The organism is uncultured Sulfitobacter sp. (assembly GCF_947497275.1).
GTDB lineage: Bacteria > Pseudomonadota > Alphaproteobacteria > Rhodobacterales > Rhodobacteraceae > Sulfitobacter.
This window is the reverse complement of record NZ_CANMFS010000004.1, coordinates 260,095-285,151: the sequence shown is the minus strand read 5'-3', so window position 1 is coordinate 285,151 and position 25,057 is coordinate 260,095. Positions and strand designations below refer to the sequence as shown.

The 25,057-nt window shown below is 58.8% G+C and carries 25 protein-coding genes and 1 pseudogene; 16 read left to right on the top strand and 10 right to left on the bottom strand.

All coding sequences use genetic code 11. The annotated features are described in order from the left end of the window. Positions 1 to 109: 109 nt before the first annotated feature. From Q1A06_RS10735 to arfB, 4 genes and pseudogenes are all read left to right on the top strand, one after another. On the top strand, positions 110 to 2,617 hold the full coding sequence (locus Q1A06_RS10735; protein WP_299562858.1) for a heavy metal translocating P-type ATPase: 2,508 nt from the start codon (positions 110 to 112) through the stop codon (positions 2,615 to 2,617). A gap of 9 nt (positions 2,618 to 2,626) precedes the next feature. Next, entirely contained in the window at positions 2,627 to 3,019 is a 393-nt protein-coding gene (gene cueR, locus Q1A06_RS10730) for a Cu(I)-responsive transcriptional regulator (protein WP_299562855.1), read from the top strand. A gap of 547 nt (positions 3,020 to 3,566) precedes the next feature. After that, positions 3,567 to 4,085, top strand: a pseudogene (locus Q1A06_RS10725) (hypothetical protein); the annotation flags it as partial. Positions 4,086 to 4,148: 63 nt separating this feature from the next. Then, positions 4,149 to 4,568 carry an alternative ribosome rescue aminoacyl-tRNA hydrolase ArfB gene (gene arfB / locus Q1A06_RS10720; protein ID WP_299563307.1) on the top strand — a complete coding sequence of 140 codons (420 nt, stop codon included), beginning with the start codon at positions 4,149 to 4,151 and terminating at the stop codon, positions 4,566 to 4,568. Positions 4,569 to 4,628: 60 nt separating this feature from the next. On the opposite strand, the gene Q1A06_RS10715 is transcribed toward arfB, so the two are convergent. Next, entirely contained in the window at positions 4,629 to 5,753 is a 1,125-nt protein-coding gene (locus Q1A06_RS10715; protein ID WP_299562853.1) for a precorrin-3B synthase, read from the bottom strand. Positions 5,754 to 5,861: 108 nt separating this feature from the next. On the opposite strand from Q1A06_RS10715, the gene Q1A06_RS10710 reads away from it, so the two are divergent. Continuing rightward, a complete protein-coding gene (locus Q1A06_RS10710) occupies positions 5,862 to 6,188 on the top strand; it encodes a hypothetical protein (RefSeq protein WP_299562851.1) in 327 nt (108 codons plus the stop codon). Here the strand turns inward: Q1A06_RS10710 and Q1A06_RS10705 are convergent. Next, the gene (locus Q1A06_RS10705; RefSeq protein WP_299562848.1) at positions 6,185 to 6,586 is read right to left on the bottom strand and encodes a Fur family transcriptional regulator; all 402 of its coding nucleotides are present in this window, start codon (positions 6,584 to 6,586) and stop codon (positions 6,185 to 6,187) included. The genes Q1A06_RS10710 and Q1A06_RS10705 overlap by 4 nt on opposite strands. A gap of 147 nt (positions 6,587 to 6,733) precedes the next feature. Between Q1A06_RS10705 and Q1A06_RS10700 the strand changes: the two genes are divergently transcribed. From Q1A06_RS10700 to Q1A06_RS10685, 4 genes are read left to right on the top strand one after another with little or no spacing between them, the layout of a single operon-like run. After that, complete coding sequence (locus Q1A06_RS10700) at positions 6,734 to 7,633, top strand: metal ABC transporter substrate-binding protein (protein ID WP_299562845.1); 900 nt, start codon at positions 6,734 to 6,736, stop codon at positions 7,631 to 7,633. Further along, complete coding sequence (locus tag Q1A06_RS10695; RefSeq protein WP_299562842.1) at positions 7,630 to 8,490, top strand: manganese/iron ABC transporter ATP-binding protein; 861 nt, start codon at positions 7,630 to 7,632, stop codon at positions 8,488 to 8,490. Before Q1A06_RS10700 ends, Q1A06_RS10695 begins: the two co-directional genes overlap by 4 nt. After that, on the top strand, positions 8,487 to 9,344 hold the full coding sequence (locus Q1A06_RS10690) for a metal ABC transporter permease (RefSeq protein WP_299562839.1): 858 nt from the start codon (positions 8,487 to 8,489) through the stop codon (positions 9,342 to 9,344). Before Q1A06_RS10695 ends, Q1A06_RS10690 begins: the two co-directional genes overlap by 4 nt. Next, the gene (locus Q1A06_RS10685) at positions 9,344 to 10,174 is read left to right on the top strand and encodes a metal ABC transporter permease (RefSeq protein WP_299562835.1); all 831 of its coding nucleotides are present in this window, start codon (positions 9,344 to 9,346) and stop codon (positions 10,172 to 10,174) included. The genes Q1A06_RS10690 and Q1A06_RS10685 overlap by 1 nt, the downstream gene beginning before the upstream one ends. 6 nt (positions 10,175 to 10,180) lie before the next feature. Here Q1A06_RS10685 and pncB read toward each other — a convergent pair whose 3' ends face one another. Together pncB and pncA are read right to left on the bottom strand one after the other, a co-directional pair. After that, positions 10,181 to 11,473, bottom strand: coding sequence for a nicotinate phosphoribosyltransferase (gene pncB / locus Q1A06_RS10680; protein ID WP_299562832.1), 1,293 nt, complete (start codon positions 11,471 to 11,473; stop codon positions 10,181 to 10,183). Positions 11,474 to 11,527: 54 nt separating this feature from the next. Further along, positions 11,528 to 12,121: a bifunctional nicotinamidase/pyrazinamidase gene (gene pncA / locus Q1A06_RS10675; RefSeq protein WP_299562829.1), complete on the bottom strand. Its 594-nt coding sequence runs from the start codon at positions 12,119 to 12,121 to the stop codon at positions 11,528 to 11,530. A gap of 93 nt (positions 12,122 to 12,214) precedes the next feature. Here pncA and Q1A06_RS10670 point away from each other — a divergent pair, with 93 nt between their 5' ends. Then, positions 12,215 to 13,105, top strand: coding sequence for a rhodanese-related sulfurtransferase (locus Q1A06_RS10670; protein WP_299562826.1), 891 nt, complete (start codon positions 12,215 to 12,217; stop codon positions 13,103 to 13,105). A 3-nt stretch (positions 13,106 to 13,108) separates the two neighbouring features. Here the strand turns inward: Q1A06_RS10670 and Q1A06_RS10665 are convergent, their stop codons facing one another. Beyond that, a complete protein-coding gene (locus Q1A06_RS10665; protein ID WP_299562823.1) occupies positions 13,109 to 14,332 on the bottom strand; it encodes an MFS transporter in 1,224 nt (407 codons plus the stop codon). A gap of 129 nt (positions 14,333 to 14,461) precedes the next feature. Between Q1A06_RS10665 and Q1A06_RS10660 the strand changes: the two genes are divergently transcribed. From Q1A06_RS10660 to Q1A06_RS10640, 5 genes are all read left to right on the top strand, one after another. Beyond that, a complete protein-coding gene (locus tag Q1A06_RS10660) occupies positions 14,462 to 15,307 on the top strand; it encodes a flagellar motor protein MotB (protein ID WP_299562820.1) in 846 nt (281 codons plus the stop codon). A gap of 118 nt (positions 15,308 to 15,425) precedes the next feature. Beyond that, on the top strand, positions 15,426 to 16,727 hold the full coding sequence (locus Q1A06_RS10655; protein WP_299562817.1) for a flagellar hook-basal body complex protein: 1,302 nt from the start codon (positions 15,426 to 15,428) through the stop codon (positions 16,725 to 16,727). 58 nt (positions 16,728 to 16,785) lie between these two features. Next, a complete protein-coding gene (flgK, locus tag Q1A06_RS10650) occupies positions 16,786 to 18,225 on the top strand; it encodes a flagellar hook-associated protein FlgK (protein WP_299562814.1) in 1,440 nt (479 codons plus the stop codon). A gap of 44 nt (positions 18,226 to 18,269) precedes the next feature. After that, complete coding sequence (locus Q1A06_RS10645; RefSeq protein WP_366523517.1) at positions 18,270 to 19,232, top strand: flagellin; 963 nt, start codon at positions 18,270 to 18,272, stop codon at positions 19,230 to 19,232. Between the two features lie 50 nt (positions 19,233 to 19,282). Next, positions 19,283 to 20,353, top strand: a complete 1,071-nt coding sequence (locus tag Q1A06_RS10640) for a flagellar basal body P-ring protein FlgI (protein WP_299563304.1) — start codon at positions 19,283 to 19,285, stop codon at positions 20,351 to 20,353. Positions 20,354 to 20,400: 47 nt separating this feature from the next. On the opposite strand, the gene Q1A06_RS10635 is transcribed toward Q1A06_RS10640, so the two are convergent. From Q1A06_RS10635 to fliF, 5 genes are all read right to left on the bottom strand, one after another. Further along, positions 20,401 to 21,072: a hypothetical protein gene (locus Q1A06_RS10635; protein ID WP_299562808.1), complete on the bottom strand. Its 672-nt coding sequence runs from the start codon at positions 21,070 to 21,072 to the stop codon at positions 20,401 to 20,403. Positions 21,073 to 21,198: 126 nt separating this feature from the next. Continuing rightward, a complete protein-coding gene (fliP, locus tag Q1A06_RS10630; protein WP_299562805.1) occupies positions 21,199 to 21,933 on the bottom strand; it encodes a flagellar type III secretion system pore protein FliP in 735 nt (244 codons plus the stop codon). Continuing rightward, positions 21,933 to 22,217: a FliM/FliN family flagellar motor C-terminal domain-containing protein gene (locus Q1A06_RS10625; protein WP_299562802.1), complete on the bottom strand. Its 285-nt coding sequence runs from the start codon at positions 22,215 to 22,217 to the stop codon at positions 21,933 to 21,935. Before Q1A06_RS10625 ends, fliP begins: the two co-directional genes overlap by 1 nt. Beyond that, positions 22,210 to 22,815, bottom strand: coding sequence for a hypothetical protein (locus Q1A06_RS10620; protein ID WP_299562799.1), 606 nt, complete (start codon positions 22,813 to 22,815; stop codon positions 22,210 to 22,212). The genes Q1A06_RS10625 and Q1A06_RS10620 overlap by 8 nt, the downstream gene beginning before the upstream one ends. Continuing rightward, positions 22,812 to 24,440, bottom strand: a complete 1,629-nt coding sequence (gene fliF, locus Q1A06_RS10615; protein ID WP_299562796.1) for a flagellar basal-body MS-ring/collar protein FliF — start codon at positions 24,438 to 24,440, stop codon at positions 22,812 to 22,814. Before fliF ends, Q1A06_RS10620 begins: the two co-directional genes overlap by 4 nt. Positions 24,441 to 24,560: 120 nt before the next feature. Between fliF and Q1A06_RS10610 the strand changes: the two genes are divergently transcribed. Beyond that, positions 24,561 to 25,055 (top strand): flagellar basal body-associated FliL family protein, encoded by a 495-nt coding sequence (locus Q1A06_RS10610; RefSeq protein WP_299562793.1) that lies wholly within the window; start codon positions 24,561 to 24,563, stop codon positions 25,053 to 25,055. Positions 25,056 to 25,057: the final 2 nt, after the last annotated feature.

Below are 25,057 nucleotides of genomic sequence, written 5' to 3'. Positions count from 1 at the left end.
CTGGGGATAACCCATGATCTGCTGTATCGAAAAAATGACAGCAAGCCTATTGACCTTCCATTAACTGGAACCCCCATGTTGGCGGCATGGTAATTCACGAGGCGTCGGTATGACTGGAACAACTTCCCTCACGTTCGGTGTGGAAAATATGAGCTGCGCATCCTGTGTAGGTCGGGTGGAAAAAGCTCTGTCGGCCCTTCCGGTTGTGCAACAGGTGCGCGTCAATCTGGCTGCGGAAACCGCAACGATCGAGGTCGATGATCCATCTGCGGTAAATGATGCCGTCGAAGCTCTCAGGGTTGCAGGGTACCCGGCTGAAACGCAAACGTACCGGTTCGCAGTGGAAAACATGTCCTGTGCATCCTGCGTCGGACGGGTTGAGCGGGCACTGGCGACCACCGCTGGTGTCGTTTCGGTCAATGTGAATCTCGCCAGCGAAGAAGCCGTTGTAGAGGCGCTCGGACAGTCGGCGTCGCAGGTTGCACAGGCTGCAACCGACGCCGGATACCCTGCGCGTGCCATCTCGGACCAGTCCAAGGCCGAAGCGACCGAGGATCGCAAGGCACAGCAAGCAACGCTGTTGCGGCGGAACACCCTGATTGCGGCGGTCCTGACCGCTCCGGTTTTCATTTTGGAAATGGGGGGCCATGCCATTCCTGCCGTTCACGCGTGGGTGATGGATTCGCTGGGAGTGCAGCTGAGTTGGACCATTCAGTTCGTTTTGACGACAATTGTCATGGCTGGCCCCGGTCGCCAGTTTTATCTGAAGGGGTTTCCGGCCCTTTTCAAAGGCGCGCCGGACATGAATTCGCTTGTCGCCCTCGGATCGATGGCGGCTTGGGGGTTTTCCACCGTGGCGCTGTTCGTGCCATTCCTGCTGCCCGCCGGAACCCGCGTTGTCTATTTCGAAGCCGCGGCTGTGATTGTGACACTGATCTTGTTGGGTCGGTATCTGGAGGTGCGCGCAAAGGGGCGCACCGGTCAGGCAATCACCAAGCTGCTCGGACTGCGTGCCAGATCAGCGCATGTTGAAAGAGATGGCCGGATTATGGAAATTGCCGCCGAGGATATCGTTTCAGGCGACCTAGTTCAGGTGCGCCCCGGCGAAAAGATCGCGGTAGACGGGATCGTCGTGCAGGGCGCGTCCTATGTCGATGAAAGCATGATAACAGGCGAACCGGTGCCAGTAGAAAAAGTTCCGGACCGCCGCGTTGTCGGAGGCACGGTAAACGGTACCGGCGCGCTGACATTCCGCGCGACCGAAGTCGGCGCCGACACGATGCTGGCACAGATCATCCGCATGGTCGAGGACGCGCAGGGGGCCAGACTGCCGATTCAGGATCTCGTGAACCGCATCACCATGTGGTTCGTACCGGCCGTCATGGGCGTCGCGGCGCTGACATTTCTGACATGGTTAATGCTAGGCCCGGACCTTGCGCTCGGCTTTGCGCTGGTGGCGGCTGTCGCTGTTCTGATCATCGCCTGCCCTTGCGCCATGGGCCTCGCCACGCCGACGTCGATCATGGTTGGCACCGGGCGCGCGGCAGAGCTTGGGGTATTGTTCCGACAGGGTGATGCGCTGCAATCGCTCAGCGATGTCGATGTGGTGGCGCTCGACAAGACCGGAACACTGACCGAGGGGCGGCCGGAGCTGACCGATCTTACGGTATTGGACGGGTTCGATGAATCGCAGGTATTGCGTTTGGTCGCGTCTGTCGAAGCGAAATCCGAGCATCCGATCTCTGCCGCTATCGTCCGACGCGCCACGCAGAGCGATTTGGCTTTGGCGTCCACTGAGGACTTTGTGTCCATCACCGGGTACGGGGTTCGCGCCAAGGTCGATGGGCACGATGTTCTGGTTGGCGCGGATCGCCTGATGATACGCGAAGACATTGACCTTGGCGCAGTCGAGGAGATCGCATCAACCCTTGGTCAGGCGGGCAAGACACCGCTCTATGCCGCCATCGATGGCGAGCTTGCTGCGGTGATCGCCGTATCGGACCCGATCAAAACCACCACGGCCGAGGCGATAGAGGCCCTGCAAGATATGGGTTTGGAGGTGGCGATGATAACCGGCGACAACCACGCCACGGCAAACGCCATCGCCCATCGGCTTGGCATCAGCACCGTCGTCGCCGAAGTTCTGCCGGAGGGAAAGCTGGAGGCGATCCAGAAGCTCAGGATCGGCGAACGCAAGATTGCTTTTGTCGGGGATGGCATCAATGACGCGCCTGCGTTGGCGGCGGCGGATGTGGGCATCGCGATAGGGACCGGTACGGACGTTGCGATTGAGGCGGCGGATGTCGTCTTGATGTCCGGGGATCTGAAGGGCGTGGTCAATGCCCTGCACGTAAGCCGCCGTACCATCCGCAATATCCGGCAAAATCTGTTCTGGGCGTTCGGTTACAACGGATTGCTGATCCCGGTGGCCGCTGGTATTTTCTATCCGATCTTTGGATTGCTGCTTTCACCTGCACTGGCTGCCGGCGCGATGGCGTTGTCGAGCGTTTTCGTACTGTCGAATGCGCTGCGATTGCGCCGCGTCGCAGCGCCACTTGCGGAGCAGAAGGACGCAAATGCAGCGGGCCGTCCCGTGATCACGGCACCGGCGGAATAGGAGGGCTATATGAACATCGGTGAAGTATCCAGAAAGGCGGAATTGCCAGCGAAAACCATCCGCTATTACGAAGATATCGGGTTGATCTCGCCGTTGCGGGATACCAACGGCTACCGTAGCTTTCGCGACTCCGATGTACACAAGCTGGTGTTTTTGGGACGCGCGCGAGCCTTGGGATTCACTATCGAGGACTGTCGCAACCTTTTGGCGCTGTGGGACGATCAGGACCGTGCCAGCGCCGATGTACGGGCAATCGCGAAAGAACATCTTGCACAGATCGAAAGCAAGATCAGTGATTTGCAAGCAATACGCGATACCCTTTCCCACCTGGTTCGGGAATGTGCGGGGGATGGACGACCCGACTGCCCTATTCTGCAGAAACTCGAAGAATTCCCGACCTGATGAAGAAAAGCTAACCCGAAGTGCTGCGGATTTCTGCATACGCCACCGTATGTAGAGTTGTGTTCATCGGCTCTGATCTCAGACCGGAACACGACATGAACTGTATCGGAGAATTTGCGAACTGCAGCAGGCCGGTGCGGAGAATGGAAGCAGCCAAAGGACATTGAGTCGTCTGAAAATTACCGCTTAGTATACCAGACGAACGGCTCATTAGTTTTCGAAATTAAATATGTTTCAAAGCCCGAAAAATAAGCAGTATCCATCGCTGATTTCCCGCCCTGACCCTTCCTTCCCGAAGTTTCATCATAAACTATGCGTTGTTGATAAACTGGTCCTTAGCTGCACTTAAGCTTTTCCCCGATATCACCTACCTGCCAATGCGCCGTGGCTTTGTGTATCTGGTGGCCGTCATGGACTGGCACATCCGCAAGATTCTGGCCTGGCGTATCTCGAACACGCCCCCTCTCGGTGTTTTCTGGCAAACACCCGCCGGTCAACGGGAGGCCGAGTTCTGCGTCGATGTCGTTTGCAAAGCAAACGATGAGAGGCGCAAGCTTCGCTCTCGGAATTGAGCCAAGAACGCGGCATCAATCCCAAGACAGTCGCCAAGTGGCGCAAGCGCCGGGCGGTTTGGGATCAGAAGACCGGTCCAAAGGAGCCGCGCTCAACGGCTTAACGAGGAAGAGGACGCCACGATCGTGGGGTTCCGACAGCACACGCTCTTACCGCTGGACAGCTGTCTCTATGCCCTTCGACCGTCGATCCGCCATCTGACCCGGTCGGTACTACATCGGTGCTTTCAAAGGCATGGCATCTCTCGCTTGCCAGATGTCGATGGTCCCTCTCACACATGCAGGCACGTGTTGCCGGGCAGTGGACTAGCCGAAGCGACAGAAGTTCAAGCGGTACCCCATGCACGCACCTCACCGACTTCATGGACGCATACAACTTCGCACGCAGGCCAAAGACCCTCAACGGTCTCACGCCCTACGAATACATCTGGAAAATCTGGACTTCACAGCCAGATCGATCCATCCTGAATCCGATCCACCAAATGCCGGGACTGATCATCTGCGGTGAAAGGCAAACGTCTCTTCACCTCACGCGGTTCCGCGCTATGATTTCATCCATGTTGCACATCAACGACAAGATCATCATTCAGGGTTGGGAGCTGACCGAAAGCTTCATGCGCGCTTCGGGCCCCGGTGGCCAGAACGTAAACAAGGTATCCTCGGCCGTCGAACTGAGATTTGAGGCAGCGACCTCACCGTCGCTGCCGCCTCCGGTCAAGACCCGGCTGAAGCGGTTGGCGGGACGTCGTTGGACCAATGACGGTGCCCTGATCCTGCAGTGTGACGAGACGCGCAGCCAGGCCCGTAACCGCGACATCGTGCGCGACCGGCTCAAGGATCTGATAATATCGGCTCTGACCCCGCCCAAGCGCCGCATCGCTACCCGTCCGACGCTCGGCTCGAAAAAGCGGCGACTGAAACAGAAGAAGGTGCGTGGCGAAGTGAAGGCTCTCCGCGGGCGCGTGGACCCGGATTGATCATTGCTGTCGGTTTACCGTCGCACTGTCCAGCCTTGGATCGTGCAAGCCCGGAAACGTTCAGATGGCGTTGTTCAAATCCGATGGAGAAAGCCCGGTTCGCACAGGCGTGTCAGCAGCCGTACCGTTTTTGATCATATCATATCCGGTTTTCGTCGCCGTGATGGTCACCGGCGCAGGACCGGGATGCGCGCAACCCAACGCGCAACCGGAAATGTGAACCGTCTGGATCGACCCCAGATCCGGTGCGAGGCGATGGCCAACGCTTCGTGTCTCATTCAGCGCCCGCGGGCAATGCGGTGCGCCCGCACAGGCGGTGATGCGCAGAAGAGGGTGCGACGGATCACTGATCAAACCATCGATTTGCGGCAGTTGTCGCGCGCTCTCTACAAGGATCAGCCGCCACGGCGTGAACCGCAGACCGCCGTGTTTCGCAAGACTCGACAGGGTATCGACCCCCATCTGTCCGAATGCCAGTCCGAGAAGCGCGCCGTTGGGTGTCCCGCCGGGGGCGGGCACATAGTCGCTGGTTTGGCGCGGCACGAAGTGTCCCTGTGGCGCCGTCCCCGCACCGATGAGCGATTTCATCTTGGGAGCCCGCCCGCGGTTGTCGGCAAACCAGCGCGCCAACGCCATCGCCTCGGATACCGCCGTTTTTTCGGAGACCGGCTTGCCCGTTGTCATCCCATCAGCCACCAGAACAAGACCACCGCCCGCATCGCATTCCAGCCGTATATCGGCGTCGGCGCTTTGCAGGACGGGCTTGCGGCCCGTATCGACGGCAAAACCGAACGCGTCCGGCAGATCGGGCGCGTCGTCATTGACAAGTGCGTGGGTAAGTTCCGCCGCCAGCGCCTCGGTTTCGTCGCCGGGCTGCCAGAACGGCATGACAAGGATATTGCGCAGCCGTTCGATGCGGGGCGTGGCGTCCACCAGCCCCATTGCGCGCAATCCTTCGATCAAGCCGCGATAGCTCTGTTCCCGCACGCCTCTGATCTGAAGGTGCCCACCACTGGACAGATCGAGAAAACCATTGCCATGAGCGGCGGCAAGCGAAGCGATGCCGTCGGCCTGCGCGCGGCGCAGCCTCCCGTTGTAGGGGCGCAGGCGAACGACCAATCCATCGCCAGAAACCATCGGGTGCAGTGCACCGGGGTATCTTTCACTTGCGTCAGACCCGCTCATTCCGCCGCTTCCCTTGCCGTTAAAGTTCGTATCACACCACAGCGTGCGGCGAAATGATCGCGCGCACCCCTCAGCGGCATTCAAGCCGTTCGCTGCGATAATAGACACATGCGCACCGCTGTTGCGCGTGGTATCGAGTTCATGCGCGAACGTCCGTCGCGCCAGCTATGCGATAGCGGCAGGAATGTCGAGATACCATCCCCACCTGATGATCGCGTCGGCGCGCTGGCGCTGGTCATTGCGTCAGTCTGCGCTCATGATGCGGCATTATGGATCATGGCGATGGGCGGTTTCGGTATCCCGCTTGCGTTCGTCCTGGGATGGTTCTTCTACGACGAAGCGCCCTGGTCCGAATTGTTCCCCGGCGCTCTTTTAATCATCGCCAGCGGTCTGATCATAGTCTGGCGCGAGCGGCGGCTGCGGGCCGTTCGCTAGGAGCCTTTGCGCTTGCGGCAATATAGTTCGAGCCGGTGATGCACGACTTCATATCCCAGTTCACGCGCGATCTCGTCCTGAAGCTGTTCAATCTTGTCTGATTGAAACTCGATGACCTCACCGCTGTCGACATCCAGAATATGATCATGATGTTCCTCGTGCGTCGTCTCGAACCGGGCGCCGCCGCCCTCGAAACTGTGACGGTGCACCACGCCTTCGCTTTCCAGAACCGACAGGGTTCGGTACACCGTAGCCAGCGAAACCGAAGGTTCGACCGCACGCGCACGATCATGTAGTTCGACCGCATCCGGATGATCATCGGCGTCGGCGAGCACACCCAAAAGCGCGATGCGCTGTCGGGTGACACGTATTCCCGCCTTGCGCAGTGCTGCGCTCATCTTTTCGGTCCTGTCACTCTCGCCGCCCATAATCCGCGCCCTATATTCTCATCGACAGTTTATCTTTGAGAATCGTTATCATTCTTATTTACAGTTGTGAATGGTTCTCATAAGCATTTTCAATCTGCACTTCACGAGGAAACCGACATGTTCCGTTTTGCGACCAGCGCAAGAACCCTGATCATCGCAGCCAGCCTTGCCGCAACGGGCGCCGCCGCGACGGCGCAGGAAAAGTTCAAGGCGATTACAACGTTCACCGTGATCGCGGACATGGCCCAGAACGTGGCGGGTGATGCGGCCATCGTGCAAAGCATCACAAAGCCGGGCGCGGAAATACACGGATACGCGCCCACTCCGCGCGACATCATTCGCGCGCAGGATGCGGATCTGATACTGTGGAACGGTCTTAACCTCGAACTGTGGTTCGAACAGTTTTTCGGCAATCTCAGCGACATTCCGTCTGTCACCTTGAGCGAGGGCATCGACCCGATCAGCATTTCGGGGGGCGAGTATGACGGCAAGCCGAACCCCCACGCATGGATGAGCCTGAGCTCCGCGCTGATCTATGTCGACAACATCCGCGATGCGTTTGTGACCCATGATCCCGCGAACGCCGACATCTATGCCGCCAATGCCGAAGCCTACAAACAGCGGATTGCCGAGACGATTGAACCGTTGCGCGCGCAGATTCAGGCGGTGCCGGAGGCACAACGATGGCTGGTGTCCTGCGAAGGGGCGTTCGGATACCTCACCCGCGATTTCGGGATGAAGGAATTGTACCTCTGGCCTACCAACGCCGACAGCCAGGGTACGCCGCAGCAGGTGCGCCGCGTGATCGACACGGTACGCGAGAACGAGGTGCCGGTGGTCTTCTGCGAATCCACCGTCAATCAGGCGCCGGCAAAACAGGTCGCGCGCGAGACTGGCGCCGCCTATGGCGGAATGCTGTACGTCGACAGTCTGACAGAAGCGGACGGGCCGGTGCCCACCTATCTCGACCTGTTGCGCGTCACCACGCAAACCGTCGCTGCCGGATTGACCCGATGAACACCGCGTCGGGCATTTCAGCGCGTGACGTCACTGTCACATATCGCAACGGGCATACGGCGCTACGCGATGCCAGCTTTGAGGTGCCGCAGGGCACCATCACGGCGCTTGTCGGGGTAAACGGCGCCGGGAAATCGACCCTGTTCAAGGCGATCATGGGGTTTGTTCCGGCTGCGCGCGGCGAGATCACCGTGATGGGAATGCCGGTAAAGGAAGCCTTGGCCAAGAACATTGTGGCCTACGTTCCGCAGTCCGAAGAGGTGGATTGGTCTTTTCCGGTACTGGTGGAAGACGTGGTAATGATGGGCCGCTACGGCCACATGGGCTTTTTCCGCCACCCCAAGAAGGCCGACCACGATGCGGTGACCGAGGCACTGAGCCGGGTCAACATGCTGGAGTTTCGCCACCGTCAGATTGGCGAGCTTTCCGGTGGGCAGCGCAAGCGGGTGTTCCTCGCCCGGGCGCTGGCACAGGAGGGGCAAGTGATTTTGCTCGACGAGCCCTTTACCGGCGTCGATGTGCAGACCGAGGATGCGATTATCGATTTGCTGCGTGAAATGCGCGATGAGGGTCGCGTGATGCTGGTTTCTACACATAACCTCGGTTCGGTACCGGAATTCTGCGACCGCACGGTTCTGGTGAAGGAAACCGTGCTTGCCTATGGCCCGACCGAAACGACGTTTACCCATGACAACCTCGAAGTCGCGTTTGGCGGCGTCCTCCGACACTTTGTTCTTGGCGGAGCGGATCTGCACGATGATGACGATTCGCGGCTGATCAGGGTGATCACCGACGACGAGCGCCCTTTCGTCGTGTACGGCGAAGAATCGCAGAAAGAAAAGGAAAAGGAAAAGTGATCGACACGCTGCTTTTGCCGTTTTCCTACGGTTACATGTTCAACGCGATGTGGGTCAGCGCACTTGTCGGCGCCGTATGTGCATTTCTGTCGGCGTATCTGATGCTCAAGGGTTGGTCACTGATCGGCGACGCGTTGAGCCATTCCATCGTGCCGGGCGTCGCGGGGGCTTATATGTTAGGGTTGCCGTTCGCGTTGGGGGCCTTTGCCGCCGGTGGACTGGCGGCCGGTGCGATGCTGTTTCTCAACCAGCGATCGGGGCTGAAGGAAGACACGATCATCGGTCTGATCTTTACCTCGTTCTTCGGGCTGGGGTTGTTCATGGTGTCGTTGTCGCCCACGTCCGTTTCTGTGCAGACGATCACGATGGGCAATATCCTTGCCATCACACCGGAGGACACACTGCAGCTGGCGATCATCGGTTTCGTGACACTGGCCGTGCTGATGGCCAAGTGGAAAGACCTGATGGTCACCTTCTTTGATGAAAACCACGCGCGTTCCATTGGGCTGCGGCCCGATCTTCTGAAAGTCGTGTTCTTTACGCTGTTGTCGGCGTCCTGCGTTGCGGCGCTCCAAACGGTCGGCGCGTTTCTGGTTATCGCGATGGTCGTAACACCGGGCGCTACGGCCTATCTGCTGACCGACCGTTTCCCGCGTCTACTGATGCTGAGCGTTGCGATCGGTTCGCTCACCAGCTTTTTCGGCGCGTATCTCAGCTTTTTCGTCGACGGTGCAACGGGCGGATTGATCGTCTCGCTCCAGACCGCGATCTTCCTTGCCGTGTTCTTCTTCGCACCCAAACATGGGTATCTCGCCGCGCGCCGCAAGGCCGCTGCCGCGCTGGAGGGCCGCTGATGGATACGCTGCTTCAACCGTTCCAGTTCGCGTTCATGAACAACGCCTTTTTAATGATGGCGATCCTGGCGGTCCCGACGAGCCTGCTGTCATGCTATCTGGTGCTCAAGGGCTGGTCGCTGATGGGCGACGCCATTAGTCACGCCGTCCTTCCGGGGGTCGTGCTAGCCTACCTGATGGGGTTTCCGTTGATCGTCGGGGCGTTTTGCGCAGGCATGTTCTGTGCGCTGAGCACTGGATTTCTCTCTGAAAACAGCCGCATCAAACAGGATACCGTGATGGGGATCGTATTTTCCGGCATGTTCGGTTTCGGCATCGTGCTTTATACCAAGATCTCGACGGACGTTCACCTTGATCATATCCTCTTCGGCAATATGCTGGGCGTCGGTGCGGGCGACCTGTGGACGGCGGGGCTGATCGCACTGCTTGTGGCTGTGGTCGTGCTGACAAAGCGGCGCGATTTGATGCTGCACGCGTTCGATCCGGTGCAGGCACAGGCGGTCGGGCTTCGGGTCGGCTGGTTGCATTACGGATTGCTCGCGATGATTTCGCTTACCATCGTCGCGACCCTGTCGGCGGTGGGCATCATCCTGTCCATCGGCCTGTTGATCGCGCCGGGGGCGATCGCGTTCCTGCTTACCCGTCAATTTTCCCAGATGTTGCCGGTGGCAGTGGGAGTGACGATGCTGTCGGGGTTCTTGGGGGTCTACGTCAGCTTTTATATCGACAGCGCGCCGGCGCCGACGATTATCCTGATCCTCACCGCGATCTTCATCGCGGCCTTCACACGGACCAGCATCCAGACGCGCCGCAGGTCCGCGGCGCGGTGAACCGGATCAGACGATGACCTTCTGCGCCACCTGATCGCCCACATCAAACACGCGCTTATAGCGGGCGATCTCGTCTGCCGGGCCCATCGCCTTGTTCGGGTTGTCCGACAGCTTGACCGTCGGTCGTCCGTTCGCGCTTACGGCCTTGCAGACAAGGCTGAACGGCGCCAGCGCGTCATTCGGCACCAGACCGCGGAAATCATTGGTCAAAAGTGTGCCCCAACCGAATGAGATCGGCACCTTGCCCGCGAACTGACCATGCAGTTCCTTGATCTTGGCAACGTCCAGACCATCGCTGAAGATAATCCGTTTTTTCGATGGATCCTCACCGCGCGCTTTCCACCAGTCGATGGCGTTTTGCGCGGCTGTTGCCGGATCGCCACTGTCGATACGGATGCCGGTCCAACCGGCAAGCCAATCGGGCGCGCTGTCGAGGAAGCCCTGGGTGCCGTAGGTATCGGGCAAAATGATCCGCAAATTCCCCTCGTGCTCCTCGTGCCAGTCTTCGAGAACCTTGTAGGGTGCCTGAAACAGCTCTTCGTCCGTCTCGGCCAGTGCCGCATAGACCATGGGCAATTCGTGCGCATTGGTGCCGATCGCCTCAAGTTCGCGCTTCATCGCGATCTTGCAGTTGGAGGTGCCGGTGAATTTGTCGCCCAGCCCCTCGTGCATGGCCTGCACACACCAATCCTGCCACAGAAAACTGTGCCGCCGTCGCGTGCCGAAATCCGCGATGGAGACATCGGGGATCTCTCGCAGGGCTTCGATCTTTTCCCAAACGCGGGTCATCGCACGGGCGTAAAGCACCTGAAGCTCGAATTTGCCCATCGGGTTGAGCACCGCACGCCCACGCAGTTCCATCAGAATGGCCAGCGCCGGAATTTCCCACAGCATGACCTCGTGCCACTTGCCCTCGAACGTCAATTCGTACTGATCGCCCTTGCGCTCAAGATGGTAGGGGGGCAGGCGCATCTTTTCGAACCACTCCATAAAATCGGGGCGGAACATCTGGCGCTTGCCGTAGAAGGTGTTACCGCGCAGCCAAGTGGATTCGCCCCGGCTCAGGCTCAACGTGCGGCAATAATCCAGCTGCTCGCGCAACTCGGCTTCGTCGATCAGATCGGCCAGCGGAACGTCTTTCGAGCGGTTGATCAGGCTGAACGTGACCTGTGTGTCCGGTTTGTTGCGAAAGATCGACTGGCACATCAGCAGCTTGTAGAAGTCGGTGTCGATGAGCGACCGCACAATGGGGTCGATCTTCCATTTGTGGTTCCAGACGCGGGTGGCGATATCAACCATGTACGTTATTCCTGTCGTCGTGCGCCGCTGCGGCGAGCAGTGTTCCGGTGCATTTCATTCAAACTTCACTCCCGCACCGGTCATCGCCTTTTCTGCCTCGTCCAGCGATCCGTTCAGGTCGATAGCACGGCTCAGGTCGCGGCGCACATGAGCCTTGAAGCCCAGCTGCGCGGCGTCCACCGCAGAAAAATTGACGCAGAAATCAAGCGCGAGGCCCACCAGCGTCACTTCGGATATGCCGCGCGTGCGGAAATAGCCTTCGAGTCCCGTGGGCGTTTCGTGGTCATTCTCGAAGAACGCCGAGTAGCTGTCGATCGCAGGGTTGTACCCCTTGCGGATGATCAGATCGGCGCGGTCGGTATGCAGCAACCGGTGGAACGCGGCCCCCTCACTGCCTTGCACGCAATGATCGGGCCACAGCACTTGCGCGCCGTAGGGCATGTCGATCATGTCATAGGGCTCTTTGCCGTCGTGAACGGAGGCGAATGATGAATGATCGCCGGGATGCCAGTCCTGGGTAAGTACAACGGCATCGAAATGCCCCATCTGCGCGTTAATGCCTGCGACGATCTCGTCACCGCCCGTCACGGCGAGCGCACCACCGGGGCAGAAATCGTTCTGTACGTCGATGACCAAAAGCGCGTGCATGGCAAATCCTCGTTTCCGCAAAAGCTTCGTTCCGTCGGTTTTAGCTTACGCGCCTCTTGCGCAACAGCCCCTCACGGTCCTATTTGCTCCTGCATGTATACTATCGCCGCCCTGTACCATTTTGCGCGCTTCCCCGATCCGGAAGCCCTCAAGCCGCCGCTGGTGGCATTGTGCCGTGCGCACGGGATCACCGGATCTCTTCTGCTCGCGCGCGAAGGTGTCAACGGCACCATCGCCGGGCCGTCGGCAGCAGCCGTCGAGGCCGTTGTCGCGCATCTGCGTACTCTGCCCGGCTGCGCCGACCTGGAATGGAAAACATCGCACAGTGAGGGGCCGCCTTTCGGCAAAATGAAAGTCCGGCTGAAGCGCGAGATCGTGACGATGGGACAACCAGACGTCGATCCGCTTGCCGGGACGGGGCATTATGTCGATGCACAGGATTGGAACGCTTTGATCGCACAGGACGACGTTGCCGTGATCGACACCCGCAACGATTATGAAGTCGCCATCGGGACATTCGATGGTGCCATTGATCCGCAAACCAGCAGTTTCGGCGAATTTCCGGCGTGGTGGGAGGCGAACCGGCACCGTTTCCACAACAAGCGAATCGCGATGTTCTGCACCGGCGGGATTCGCTGTGAGAAATCAACAAATTACTTGCTCGGGCAGGGGGTCGAGGATGTCTACCACCTCAAGGGCGGAATTCTGAAATATCTCGAAGAAGTGCCGCAAGATCAGAGCAGCTGGACCGGTGCATGTTTCGTGTTCGACAACCGTGTCAGCGTTGAACACGGGTTGAAACCCGGTCCGCATCTTCTGTGCCACGGCTGCCGCCGTCCGATCCTGCCCGAAGATACCACGCGCGACGGGTATGAGGCTGGCGTGAGCTGTCACAACTGCGTGGATGAAACGTCGGAAGACGACAAGAACCGCTTTCGCGAGCGGCAAAAACAGATGGCGCTGGCGAAGCGGCGCAAGTGGTAGAACTCAGGCCGTCGCGGGCACCATGACACCGGGGCGCGGGCGGCTGCGCGACCAGAGCCACAGGATGATTGCGACGTTCATCGCATTCCAGACGATTCCGTTGATGAAGGCCAGCCGGTAAGATCCGCTGAGGTCATAGATAAGACCAGAGAGCCAACCGCCCAGCGCCATGCCTAGAATGGTCGCCATCATTACGAAGCCGACGCGCGCACCGGCTTCGCGGGCGGGCATGTATTCGCGCACGATCAAAGCATAACTCGGCACAATCCCGCCTTGGCTCAGTCCGAATACGAGGCTTACCAGATAGAGCGAGACGACCCCGCCTGCCGGAAGATAGAGAAACAGCGCAATCGTCTGCAGGACTGATCCGATGAGCAATGTGCGCACCCCACCCAGCCTGTCGGCGAGCAGCCCCGATACTACCCGCGAGCCGACACCACCCAACAACATCAGCGCCAGCATCTGTGCGCCGACGGCAGGGCCGAACCCGAGGCCGACACAAAGTGCCACGATATGAACCTGCGGCATCGACATTGCGACACAGCAGCCGATTCCGGCGATGCCGAGCAGGTATTGAAGAGCGCGCGGCGAAAGTCCGGCGGATTTCGCGTTGAGGGTCGAAGCTATATGTGCGGCCTCCTGGGCCTCTGCCGGCACCCTGCGCCGCAGCGTGACCGCGAGCGGGATCACAACGCCCAGCGTCACCGCCGCCATTACCAGATAGACCATCCGCCAACCGCTGTCCTGCAGCACGTTGGCCAGCAGGATGGGCCAAATCGCGCCTGACAGATAGTTGCCCGACGCGGTGATCGCTACGGCGATGCCACGCCGGCGGACAAACCAGTGGGAGATGTCGGCGATGAGCGGCCCAAAGCCCACCGCCGAAGCCAGGCCGACGATCAGCTGCGCGAACGATAGCATGATGAGGGAGGAAGACAGCGTCGCAAGCCCGTAACCTGCCGCTGTGACCACAGCCGCGAAGATCAAAGATGTTGTCATGCCGAAGCGGTCAACCGCCCGGCCCAAGAGGTAATTGCCAAGGGCAAACCCGATCATCGTCAGTGTATAGGGCAACGCCGACATCGCGCGCGTTGCCGCAAACTCTGATTCAACGGCAGGCATGATTACGATGATTGCCCACATACCGGCATTGATCACCGTCGCCACCAACAGCGTAAGGCCAAGGCGGATCCATGAGTATCGGCTGTCTGTGATCTGCTGCTCCATGGCTCGTTCTCGTCCCAAACAAGAGATGAATGCAAGCTTAACCTTCTGCTCACCACGTCTGTACACGTTAGCGGTTTGCTAAGATGCGCCGCGATAAAGATGGTGTCGGGTGAATAAGAGGTGGTGGATATGAGTGCGCATGCAAATGCCGCGCCAGTCATCATTCGACGGAAGAAAATAATCAAGGGCGGCGGGCACCACGGTGGTGCCTGGAAAGTCGCCTATGCGGATTTCGTAACCGCGATGATGGCTTTTTTCATGTTGATGTGGCTATTGAACGCGACGACTGAACAACAACGCAAAGGACTCGCGGATTATTTTTCGCCGACGATCCCGATCAACCGCATCTCGGGCGGAGGCAGCGGTGCGTTGGGCGGTGAGACTATTTTCTCGGAAATGACGCTACCCAAGAGCGGCACCGGTGCGTCGGCAAACCGCGCCGCGGCTGAAGACAAGGCGCGCGGCAGTACCGGCAGCGATCCTTCGGCGGAAGAAAGACTGGCCGAGGATCAGGCGTTTGAAAGCCTAGACGCCATGTTGCAGGGGTTCGGTGGGGAATCTCAGGTCCTGGAAAACGCCCTTAAGCATATCAATACCCGCATTACCGACGAAGGACTGGTGATCGAGGTGTTCTCTATAGACGGGTTGCCGATATTCGAGGGAAATACGGAAACGCCGACCCAAGTGCTCAAGGATCTGGCCATCCTGATTTCGGGTATGAGCAAGACAGTCACGAATCCGATCGCGGTCGGCGGGCATGTACGCGCACAACCGTTGGTGTTGATCGACAATCCGGTGTGGTCGCTATCACAGACACGCGCAACGCAAATGCGTGTCTTGCTCGAAGATCGCGGGATCGGGGCCAAAAGGATCGAGCGCGTTACCGGCCATGCCGACCGCGAGCCGATCAACCGTGATCCGATGGCTTTGCGTAATGACAGACTGGAGATCATATTGCTGCGCGATACCTCCTGAATGGCTGCGGACAACGAGAAAGAGAACTAGAACGCATTTTATCTGTTAGCCCGACATTAAACGATGTCGCGGTATTGCCTGTCCCAAGATCCAAACGGCAGAGCAGAAAGGCGTGTCTATGACAATCTCATCCTCGTTAAATGCGGGCGTTGCAGGGCTTACGGCCAACGCAACACGGTTGGCGACCATTTCCGACAATATCGCGAACTCCTCTACCTTCGGGTACAAGCGCGTACAGACCGATTTCGAATCAATGGTCATTTCATCGACAGGTGGGAATTATTCCGCAGGCGGCGTGCGCGCCAACTCGCACCGGCAGATCGATCTGGCAGGATCGCTTGTCGCGACCTCGAACGCGACCGACCTTGCCGTGCGCGGGCGTGGCATGCTGCCCGTCGCCAAAACCACCGATCTGCAGGTCGGCAACGGCGAAACCAACATGCTGCTGACGACGACCGGATCTTTCCGTACTGATGCCGACGGGTATCTGACAACCGAATCGGGTCTTGTGCTGCTCGGTTGGCCCGCACAACCGGACGGGACGATCCCGACGTTCTCGCGCGATACGGACGAGGGGTTGGAGCCGATCCAGATCAACGTCAACCAGCTTACCGGCGAACCGACAACCCGCATGACGCTGGGCGTGAACCTTCCGGCGACCGAAACCGTCGCCGGTTCCGCCGGTGAGGCACAGGAGCTTGCCGTCGAGTATTTTGGCAATCTGGGCACCTCGGAGAGCATCAACGTCACCTTCACGCCAACAGTCCCGGCTACCGGTGCGTCAAACGAATGGACGGTGACGATGACGGATTCGGTCGATCCAACGGTGACCATCGGGGAGTACGTTCTGACATTTGACGACAGCCGCACCGCTGGCGGCACGCTGGCATCGGTCACGACGGTTTCGGGCGGGGCCTATGACCCGGCGACCGGAAACCTGATCGTGGATGTGGCAGGTGGCCCAATCGAAATTGACATCGGTGTCGTCGGTCAAAGTGACGCGCTGACACAACTGTCGGACACCTTTGCCCCAGTCTCCATTAACAAGGACGGCTCTCCCGTCGGCAACATGACCAGTGTCGAGGTTGACGGCAACGGCTATGTTCACGCGACATTCGACACCGGCGTGACCCGGACGATCTATCAGGTGCCGCTGGTCGATCTGCCGAATCCGAATGGCATGGTTGCCCTGGACGGGCAAACCTATCAGCCCTCGGTCGACAGTGGATCATACTTCATGTGGGACGCCGGTGACGGACCCACCGGCGATATCGTCGCGTTCGCGCGCGAAGAATCAAGCACCGATGTCGCCAGCGAGTTGACAGACATGATCCAGACGCAGCGGGCCTATTCCTCGAACGCCAAAGTAATTCAGACCGTTGACGAGATGTTGCAGGAAACCACCAACATCAAACGTTGATTTAGCATTTGCCGGACGGGGCGCACCGCTCCTTCCGGGATGATTCAAGGGGAACATCATGTCCATTTCCGGAGCCATGAACGCGGCGATCACCGGCCTGCGCGCCGCCGCACGCGGATCAGAGCTTGTCTCGAACAATATCGCCAATGCGCTGACGCCCACCTACGGACGACGCGAGCTGGAGCTTTCGTCGCTGACCAGTGGCTCGGGCGGCGTGCGTATCGACGCGGTGTCGCGCCATATGAACGAGGGGATCGTTGCGGACAGGCGCATCGCCGACGCCGAGCAGCGCGAGTCGCAGGCCGCAGTCGATTTTTTCAGGCAAGTGGAGGATATCGTCGGCATACCGGGAAGTGAAACGGGGCTGAACAGCCGGCTTGCAGCGTTTGAATCCAGCCTCATCAGCGCCGCCAGCCATCCGGATTCGACCGAACGGCTAGCAGAAGCCACCTCTGATGCCCGTCGTTTGGCCGAAGGCATACAACAGGCCTCGGCAAGTGTGCAGCACATGCGGAGCGAGGCCGATATTCAAATTGGCCGCGATGTCGAAACGCTGAACACCGCACTTGGTCAGGTTGAAAAACTGAATGCCCAGATCGCCGTGAGCCTTGTACGCACTGGTGACGCGGGTGCGCTTCTGGATCAGCGGCAAGCGGTACTTGATACAATCGGGTCGATCGTTCCGATCAGGGTCTTACCGCGCGATGGCGGGAACATCGCCATATATTCCGAGGGTGGTGCGATCCTGCTCGACGGAACTGCGGCAGAAATCGGATTTTCGCAGCAGAATACAGTGACAGCGTATCAAACTCGTGAGGCGGGTACGTTGTCGGGGTTGGCCATGAACGGTCAGGAAATACGGCTGGACGCGCTCGCGGGCGGGAGCCTTGGCGCATCTTTCGCGGTGCGCGACGATTATGGCGTCGAAGTGCAGAGCAAACTCGACGCGCTCGCCCGCGACATGGTCGAGCGGTTTCAGGATGCGAGTGTCGATGCCACACGCGCCGCCGGTGATCCGGGCCTTTTCACAGATCAAGGGACTGCATTCGATCCTACGAACGAGGTTGGGATCGCAAGTAGAATCCAATTGAACACGGGCGTTGATCCGAATGCCGGCGGTGCCGTCTGGCGCCTGCGCGATGGATTGGGCGCTGCGCTACCCGGTGCCGCTGGAGATGCAGGTCTGATCAATGATCTAAGGTCCGCACTGCAGGCGCCGCGCGACATTTCGACGGGCCCGTTCGGACCTGGCCGCTACGCCGCCAACGATCTGTTATCGACATTCGGAGGTGCTCTTGCAGCATCGCGCAGCAACGCGGAGGCCGAACTCAGCTTCGCTTCGGCCCGTTTCACAGAGCTGACGGAGTTGCAGCTTTCCCAGGGCGTCGACACGGACCAGGAGCTGCAAAACCTTCTTGTGCTTGAACAGGCCTATGCCGCGAACGCCCGCGTTATACAGGCCGCCGACGACATGCTTGAAACACTGATGAGGATCTGAACGTGCAAATTGGCTCCATAAGCGACTTGTCGCAATCCTATTCCATGCAAACCCGCAACTCCAAACTCAAGACCGAGATTCAGCGGCTTACGCAAGAACTTGGGTCCGGTCAGGTTGCAGATGTGCGTACATCGCTGAACGGCAGCATGGCGTATGTCAACGATCTGGAACGGAGTCTGGAGCGAAATCAAAGCTACGCGAAAGTAGCGGTCGAAGTTCAACAGTTCGCAGGCAACATGCAAATCGCTCTGGAGCATGTAGGCACAGTGGGCACCGCGCTCAGCGACACCTTGCTCACTTCGATGACCGCAGTGTCCGGCACTATGCCGGACCTGGTCGCGGGTGAAGCTAGAGGCGGGCTGGACTCGATGATTGCAGCGTTGAACACATCCGTTGGTGGGCGCAGTCTTTTTGGTGGAACCGCCACAGACAGGCCTCCTTTGGTGCAAGCGGACGCGCTGATGTCGGCGCTGTCGGGTGCTGTGGCCGGTGCTGGGTCCGTGGATGACATTATTGCGGCTGCCGAGGCTTGGTTTGATGATCCTGCGGGGTTTGCCGCCGTAGCGTATCAAGGTTCGAACACATCGCTGGCAGCGGTTGCAATATCGGATTTCGAGAAGGCGCAGTTCGATGTCCGCGCCGACGATCCAGCATTGCGTGATATGTTGCGTACGGTTGCGTTGGTTGCCATCGCCGATGATCCTGCTCTTGGCCTCAGCGGGGCCGAACGAAAAGATCTCTATCAGAAATCCACAGCACCCATCCTCGGCGCGCAGGCCAGCGTAATTGATCTGCAGGCCCGAACCGGAATAGCGGAGCGCCTAGTCGAAACTGTCTCGGCGCGCAACAGCGCAGAACATAGCGCGCTCGAACTCGCTCGCAACAGCCTTATGGCCGCAGATCCCTATCAAGCTGCAACAGAACTGGAGGCAGTCCAATTTCAACTGCAAAGCATCTACGCCATCACATCCCGCATGTCCCAGCTGTCGCTGGTAAACTTCCTATGAGCGCTCTGGCTCGGTTCGCAACCCGCCTATCGCTTTGGCTTTTCAGCCTCATGCTTGTGGCTCAAACGGCCTCCGCTACGCCTGTGCGCATCAAGGACCTTGTGGATTTCGACGGGGTTCGCGGAAATGATCTGGTGGGATACGGTCTCGTCGTCGGGCTTGACGGTTCGGGAGACGGGCTGCGCAATGCGCCTTTTACCGAAGACATCATGACCAACATCCTCGAACGTCTGGGTGTCAATGTGACGGGTGAGCAGTTTCGACCGAAAAACGTTGCGGCGGTTCTGGTTACCGCGACGCTACCTGCGTTCGCACGCGCAGGAGGCCAGATAGATGTGACCGTTTCCGCCATCGGAGATGCCAAAAGCCTGTTGGGCGGAACATTGGTTATGACCCCGTTGAACGCTGCCGATGGTGAGATCTATGCCGTCGCCCAGGGAACGATTATCGCAGGCGGTGCCACGGCGGAGGGTGACGGCGGACAGGTCACGCAGGGTGTGCCGACATCCGGCACCATTCCCTCCGGCGCGCGGGTGGAACGGGAAATCGAATTCCAGCTTGCATCCCTCACTGATCTGCGTCTGGCCCTGAGGGAAGCGGACTTCACCACTGCCGGACGGATCGAGCAGGCGATCAACAGTGATTTCGGGCGTGGCGTTGCCGTTATGCTCGACAGCGGGACTGTCCTTCTTGATGTGGCGGCTACCCGTATGAGATCGGTCGCGCACGCATTGGGGCGCATCGAGAACATCGAGGTAGAACCAGAGCGAAAGGCGCGTGTTGTCGTGGATCAACGCTCCGGTACGATCGTGATGGGCGAGGATGTGCGCATTTCCCGGGTCGCTGTCTCGCAGGGCAATCTCACTTTGCGTATTCAGGAGGAACCGCTTGTCGTTCAACCTAATCCGTTTGCCGAAGGTCAAACTGTCGTCGTGCCGCGTACCCGCGCAGCGGTCGAGGAGGAGCCGGGCATTGGTCTGGCGGAAGTTCCATCCGGCACCTCGCTGTCTGAAGTCATCGCCGGTCTCAACGCTTTGGGCGTGTCGCCCCGTGACATGATTGATATTCTCAAGAGCATCAAGGCAGCCGGCGCACTGCATGCGGAGTTTGTCGTGCGCTGATGTACCGCCCCTGTCGCGGGACGCGAATCGGTCTTTGGCGGGGGCCGTTAGAATAGTTTGATCTCCTTGTTAAGTAACGCAGTCAATCCGGGCCATATCCCGCACTGTGTTAGAAGCGCAGCGCATATTGCCGCCTGCGCCAGCTGCGCCGCCGCCAGGGTTTGAGCAAGGGAAACCGCGTCGCTTTCACCGACCGCACCTACGCAGGCGATATAGAAAACTGCCACGACACCATGCAACAAGTCGTCGAACGTACCTCGATCCACGACGCGCATGAGCAATGTGGTCGCACCGAAGAAAACTGGCGCCGCTTGACCGATCATCAGCCAAAGCAGAATGTCGCGAAAGAGCTTATCAGATGCCAGGAGAAGGTTTACTAATTGTGGCACGACGGCGAAAACCATGAGCGCCATTGCCGCGCAAATCATCATACAACCCAAGTTTGTCCGCGCAGCGACCGCCTGGAAGTGGGAGTGAGGTACCGCATCGACAAGCAGTACCAACTGTCGCTGAGCCTGTCTGCCCAACAGCATCAGCGCAAACGGAATCACGAGGCTCGACCCTCGGGCGACTGCATATATGGCGAGCATCCGTAGGTCGACAAGCCACGGCACAACGAAAAAATCGCAGTAACGTGCAGCACTTCGGAAAATACCTGCAAATTCACTACCCGTGAAAACTCGTAAAATCCGGCGTACCAGTTTGATCCGTGGTCGCATCGTCGTTCTCCCACCCGATGCCACCCCTGACATCCTAGAGAGATGATACGTGATAGAAGATGTGCCGAGCCTTAACCGCAGCGCGCTGTTTTCTGCGGAATTATCTCATCTTAGAAACGATATGTCCTAAAAATAGCTTCTCACCAGACTTCCGGCGATCAGGGCCCAACCATCCGCCACAACGAAAAACGCCAGTTTGAACGGAAGGGAAACGACTGCCGGCGGAACCATCATCATCCCCATCGACATCAGGATTGCCGCCACGACCAGGTCGATAATGAGAAACGGCAAGTAAATCAGAAACCCAATCTGAAACGCTCGGGAAATTTCCGACAACAGGAAACTCGGCACCAGCACCGACAGCGGTGCGTCCGCGTTCGCGGTTGACCCAGCAGTGGCGGGCCGTAGTTCCGCCATCGCAGCATATGTATCCGGATCCAGACGCGCCGCCATGAAGCCGCGAAAAGGTTCCAACGTACGGGTGAAAGCTTCCTCCACGGCAATTTCTTCGCGCGTCAGCGGACCTATACCATCTGTCCAGGCAGCTGTGAAAACCGGCTCCATGATGAAATACGTAAGAAACAACGCAAGGCTGATGATCAACATATTTGGCGGGGATTGCTGCAAGCCGATCGCTTGTCGAAGAATCGATAACACCGTAACGAGGAAAGGAAAGCAGGTCACCATGATTGCGAGACCCGGCGCGAGGCTTAGAACAGTAACCAATACGAACAACTGAATCGTTCGTGCAGAAATAGACCCGTCATCGACCAAGGAAAAAGATAGATCCTGCGCGCCGGCCAGCGTTGGAACCGTCAACAGTGCCGCACCACACAGGCACGCCAAGAACTGGCGGTGCATCAGATACCCTTTTGCATGTCGACGACTTCGGTCAGGCGCACCAGAAGTTGACCGCTTGTGTCGCCTTCCGCTTCCTCGAGGGTGCCGCGAGCGATCAATTTGTCACCGACGTAGAGTTCGACAGGATCATCGACACGTCGATCCAGTGTCAGAACGGCATTTTCGCCTAGCATCACAAGATCGCGCACAAGAGGACGTGCCTTACCGACGCATACCGTCACCTCTATCGGCACGGAGGTGAACGGATTTGAGGTGTCGGACGCCAGTTTTGTCTGATCAGTCATGGGCTTTCTCCGCATGATTTTGGAAGTTGAACGCATTCATCGCTGCGATGATCTCTGTTTGAACAGCATCGAGATTGATCTCACGCTCAAGCGTTTCGAGTTGGAGAAAAACCTGATTGGCTGTCAGCGTTTCATCAGCGCGGAGGGATACGGCCAGGTGCGGCTCGACCTCGTCCAAAAGATCCTCGAACAGAGCAAAGTCTTCTTCCGAGACGCGCAACCCGATTATTCCCGCTGTTTGAGTCCCTGCGATCTGCATCAACTGCTCGACCACGTGGGCACGCAGCATTGGCGCCGCTGTTTGCGGCAGCAGGGTCGTCATCATTTGCTCGAACATGGGCTTGAGCCCCTTGTTCAACCGGGAGAGCGCCTCCTGATAGGTGAAGGCGAGATCATGCAGTGTGTGTACAATCTCGGCGCCCAAGCTCTTCCGCTCTTCGGTGTGGTTTTTTTCCGCATCTGTCCATCCGGCCTGGTAACCTTCTTCGAAAGCCTGCAATTTCTGCTCTTCGGAGTGATCCGTTGCAACCACTCCCTCCCCGGACCCATCTGGCCCGAGGCTGCTGAAATCAGCGTATCTATGTGCTATCGAGCTCACACGCGCTCCTCCTTCTCTTCAAGCCAGCCACGAAGGATCTCGACGGTTTCATCCTGCCTCTCTCCGATCAGGCTGCGCAATCGCTCCACCGGATCTGCCGTCTGACCCGGAAGGCCAAGCGGCTGGGACAGATCGCCTTCCGCGTCGAAGGTCCCCGAAGCATCCGGCGGTCCCATATCTTCGGCCTCAATCACGGATGGCAGATTGCTCCGCTCCGTTCCCGGTACTTTCGGCGTCGGTCCATCGGCTTCCTGTGGCGCAGAGAGCGCCGGGGTGGTCTGCGGCTGTCGCGTGAAAACTGGGCGAATGACAAAAAGCCCAAGGATCAAGGTCACGACAGCCAATACCAGCATCTGGATGGCCGAAAGGAGATCGACGTCAAAGCCGTCCAGCAGGGATGTACCTGCCACCGTGCCCGACGGCGCGACGCTTTGCAGAGCCATGGACTTGATCGTGATGATGTCGCCACGCTCCGCGTCGAAACCGACAGCGGACGAGACGAGCTCGCGCAGTGCTTCAAGCTCTTCGGCGGCGCGGGGCTGCGTGATCGCTTCGCCCGCGTCGGTGATCACGGCAGTTTCATTGACGAGCACCGCGACAGACAGGCGCTTGATGGCGCCGGGCGCGCGAATGACTTCGCGCTCTGTCTCCGACACTTCATAGTTGATCCGCTCGCGTGTTTCGCTGTTTTGGGAAGACGACCTGTTTGTATCATCGCCTCCTTCCTGATCGGGAAGATTGCTTGCCACGGTCACATCACCGCCGCCGATGCCTTCCGCCGTTCTTGTGCTTTCCTCGGTATCGCTGCTGATGGCGACCCGTCCATCGGGGTCAAATCTACGCTCCCGGATCGCCTCACTTTCCGTAACGGTGTCAACGCTGACCTCGACGACAGCGTTTCCGAAGCCGACCCGTGCCTCTAGAAGACGCTGCACGCGATCGCGCAAGACCTGTGCCTTGTCATCGCCTCCGACCGTCGGCGCGGTATCTTCGGTCGCGCCGATCAATGCGCCGTTCGCATCGATGACAGCAACGTCTTCGGGGGCCAATCCAGCCACAGCAGACGCCACCAGGTAGCGCACCGCCTTGGCCTGTGCGGGCGAGATAGTATCACCATAAGGAGTGACGGATACCGATGCCTTCGGCGTGATTCCGCGTTGAAACGGATTGGATCCGGTGCTGGCGATATGCACGCGCGCCATCGAGATCTGGGGATTGGCCACGATCGTGCGCGCAAGCTCGCCCTCTTTCGCACGCCAGTAAGCGGCATCGAACATTTGACTGGTCGTGCCGAAACCAGTCAATTGATCGAGCAATTCGTACCCGCGGTTGCCATTCGACGGAAGCCCTTCGCTGGCGAGTGTCAGGCGCAGCTGATCGCGTTCCTTGCTGTCGACGAAAATTGAGCCGCCGCGGACGTCGAAAGCTACGCCGCGCTGTTCGAGAGAACGCACCACATCGCCAGCCGCGCTGCTTTCAAGACCCGCATAGAGCAGTGTCATGCTTGGTGCGGTGGTCATACGTGCCATTGCGAGTATCGCGAAAAACATCGCACCCGTTGCTGCGATTACGATGATCTGCCGCTTGATTCCAAGCTGCCTCCAGACTTTCAGATACTGCTGCACAATGGCCTCCGTCCTGCCGCACGTTCTGTCCGGCTTTGGAGCGAAAATGACTCATCGGGCTTAACAATCGGTTAGTGCAATCAAGTCTATACCGGTTCCAACGCATTGAATGGAGCAGTTATGGCGCAAGAGGATACCGTACCGGATGAAGGCGCCGCGAAAGCGTCGAAATTTCCAATGATCCTTGGACTTGCGCTTGCGATTGCGGGTGCAGGTGCCGGGTTTTACGCAGCGTGGTCAGGTATGATTCTAGGCTCCGGGGAGGCAGAGCATCATGCCGGCACCAGGCCGGAGGATGAGGTTGCACCGTTGGGTGATATCGCCTTTGTCCCGGTCGAACCAATGGTGATCTCAGTCGATTCGCGGCCCACGGCACGGCTGTTGCGGTTCCGCGCGCAGCTCGAAGTGCCAAGTAACCATGCCGAGGATGTCACCGTATTGCTGCCGCGTGTTGTTGATGTGCTCAACAGTTACCTTCGCGCACTTGAAGTTTCTGATCTCGAGGATCAGGCGGCGCTCACTCGCTTACGATCCCAGATGCTGAGACGCATTCAGGTCGTGACTGGTCCGGGTCGGGTGAATGACCTTCTAATCATGGAATTTGTACTTACTTAAAG

Coding starts and splice junctions, on each gene's coding strand:
- Q1A06_RS10735 (WP_299562858.1), top strand. CDS start 110: ATGACTGGAACAACTTCCCTCACGTTCGGTGTGGAAAATATGAGCTGC.
- Q1A06_RS10625 (WP_299562802.1), bottom strand. CDS start 22,217: ATGACTGATCAGACAAAACTGGCGTCCGACACCTCAAATCCGTTCACC.
- fliP (WP_299562805.1), bottom strand. CDS start 21,933: ATGCACCGCCAGTTCTTGGCGTGCCTGTGTGGTGCGGCACTGTTGACG.
- Q1A06_RS10695 (WP_299562842.1), top strand. CDS start 7,630: ATGAACACCGCGTCGGGCATTTCAGCGCGTGACGTCACTGTCACATAT.
- Q1A06_RS10660 (WP_299562820.1), top strand. CDS start 14,462: ATGAGTGCGCATGCAAATGCCGCGCCAGTCATCATTCGACGGAAGAAA.
- Q1A06_RS10640 (WP_299563304.1), top strand. CDS start 19,283: ATGCTTGTGGCTCAAACGGCCTCCGCTACGCCTGTGCGCATCAAGGAC.
- Q1A06_RS10685 (WP_299562835.1), top strand. CDS start 9,344: ATGGATACGCTGCTTCAACCGTTCCAGTTCGCGTTCATGAACAACGCC.
- cueR (WP_299562855.1), top strand. CDS start 2,627: ATGAACATCGGTGAAGTATCCAGAAAGGCGGAATTGCCAGCGAAAACC.
- Q1A06_RS10610 (WP_299562793.1), top strand. CDS start 24,561: ATGGCGCAAGAGGATACCGTACCGGATGAAGGCGCCGCGAAAGCGTCG.
- Q1A06_RS10700 (WP_299562845.1), top strand. CDS start 6,734: ATGTTCCGTTTTGCGACCAGCGCAAGAACCCTGATCATCGCAGCCAGC.
- Q1A06_RS10710 (WP_299562851.1), top strand. CDS start 5,862: ATGCGCACCGCTGTTGCGCGTGGTATCGAGTTCATGCGCGAACGTCCG.
- flgK (WP_299562814.1), top strand. CDS start 16,786: ATGTCCATTTCCGGAGCCATGAACGCGGCGATCACCGGCCTGCGCGCC.
- Q1A06_RS10655 (WP_299562817.1), top strand. CDS start 15,426: ATGACAATCTCATCCTCGTTAAATGCGGGCGTTGCAGGGCTTACGGCC.
- Q1A06_RS10670 (WP_299562826.1), top strand. CDS start 12,215: ATGTATACTATCGCCGCCCTGTACCATTTTGCGCGCTTCCCCGATCCG.
- Q1A06_RS10635 (WP_299562808.1), bottom strand. CDS start 21,072: ATGCGACCACGGATCAAACTGGTACGCCGGATTTTACGAGTTTTCACG.
- arfB (WP_299563307.1), top strand. CDS start 4,149: ATGTTGCACATCAACGACAAGATCATCATTCAGGGTTGGGAGCTGACC.
- pncA (WP_299562829.1), bottom strand. CDS start 12,121: ATGCACGCGCTTTTGGTCATCGACGTACAGAACGATTTCTGCCCCGGT.
- pncB (WP_299562832.1), bottom strand. CDS start 11,473: ATGGTTGATATCGCCACCCGCGTCTGGAACCACAAATGGAAGATCGAC.
- Q1A06_RS10705 (WP_299562848.1), bottom strand. CDS start 6,586: ATGAGCGCAGCACTGCGCAAGGCGGGAATACGTGTCACCCGACAGCGC.
- Q1A06_RS10715 (WP_299562853.1), bottom strand. CDS start 5,753: ATGAGCGGGTCTGACGCAAGTGAAAGATACCCCGGTGCACTGCACCCG.
- Q1A06_RS10665 (WP_299562823.1), bottom strand. CDS start 14,332: ATGGAGCAGCAGATCACAGACAGCCGATACTCATGGATCCGCCTTGGC.
- Q1A06_RS10645 (WP_366523517.1), top strand. CDS start 18,270: ATGCAAACCCGCAACTCCAAACTCAAGACCGAGATTCAGCGGCTTACG.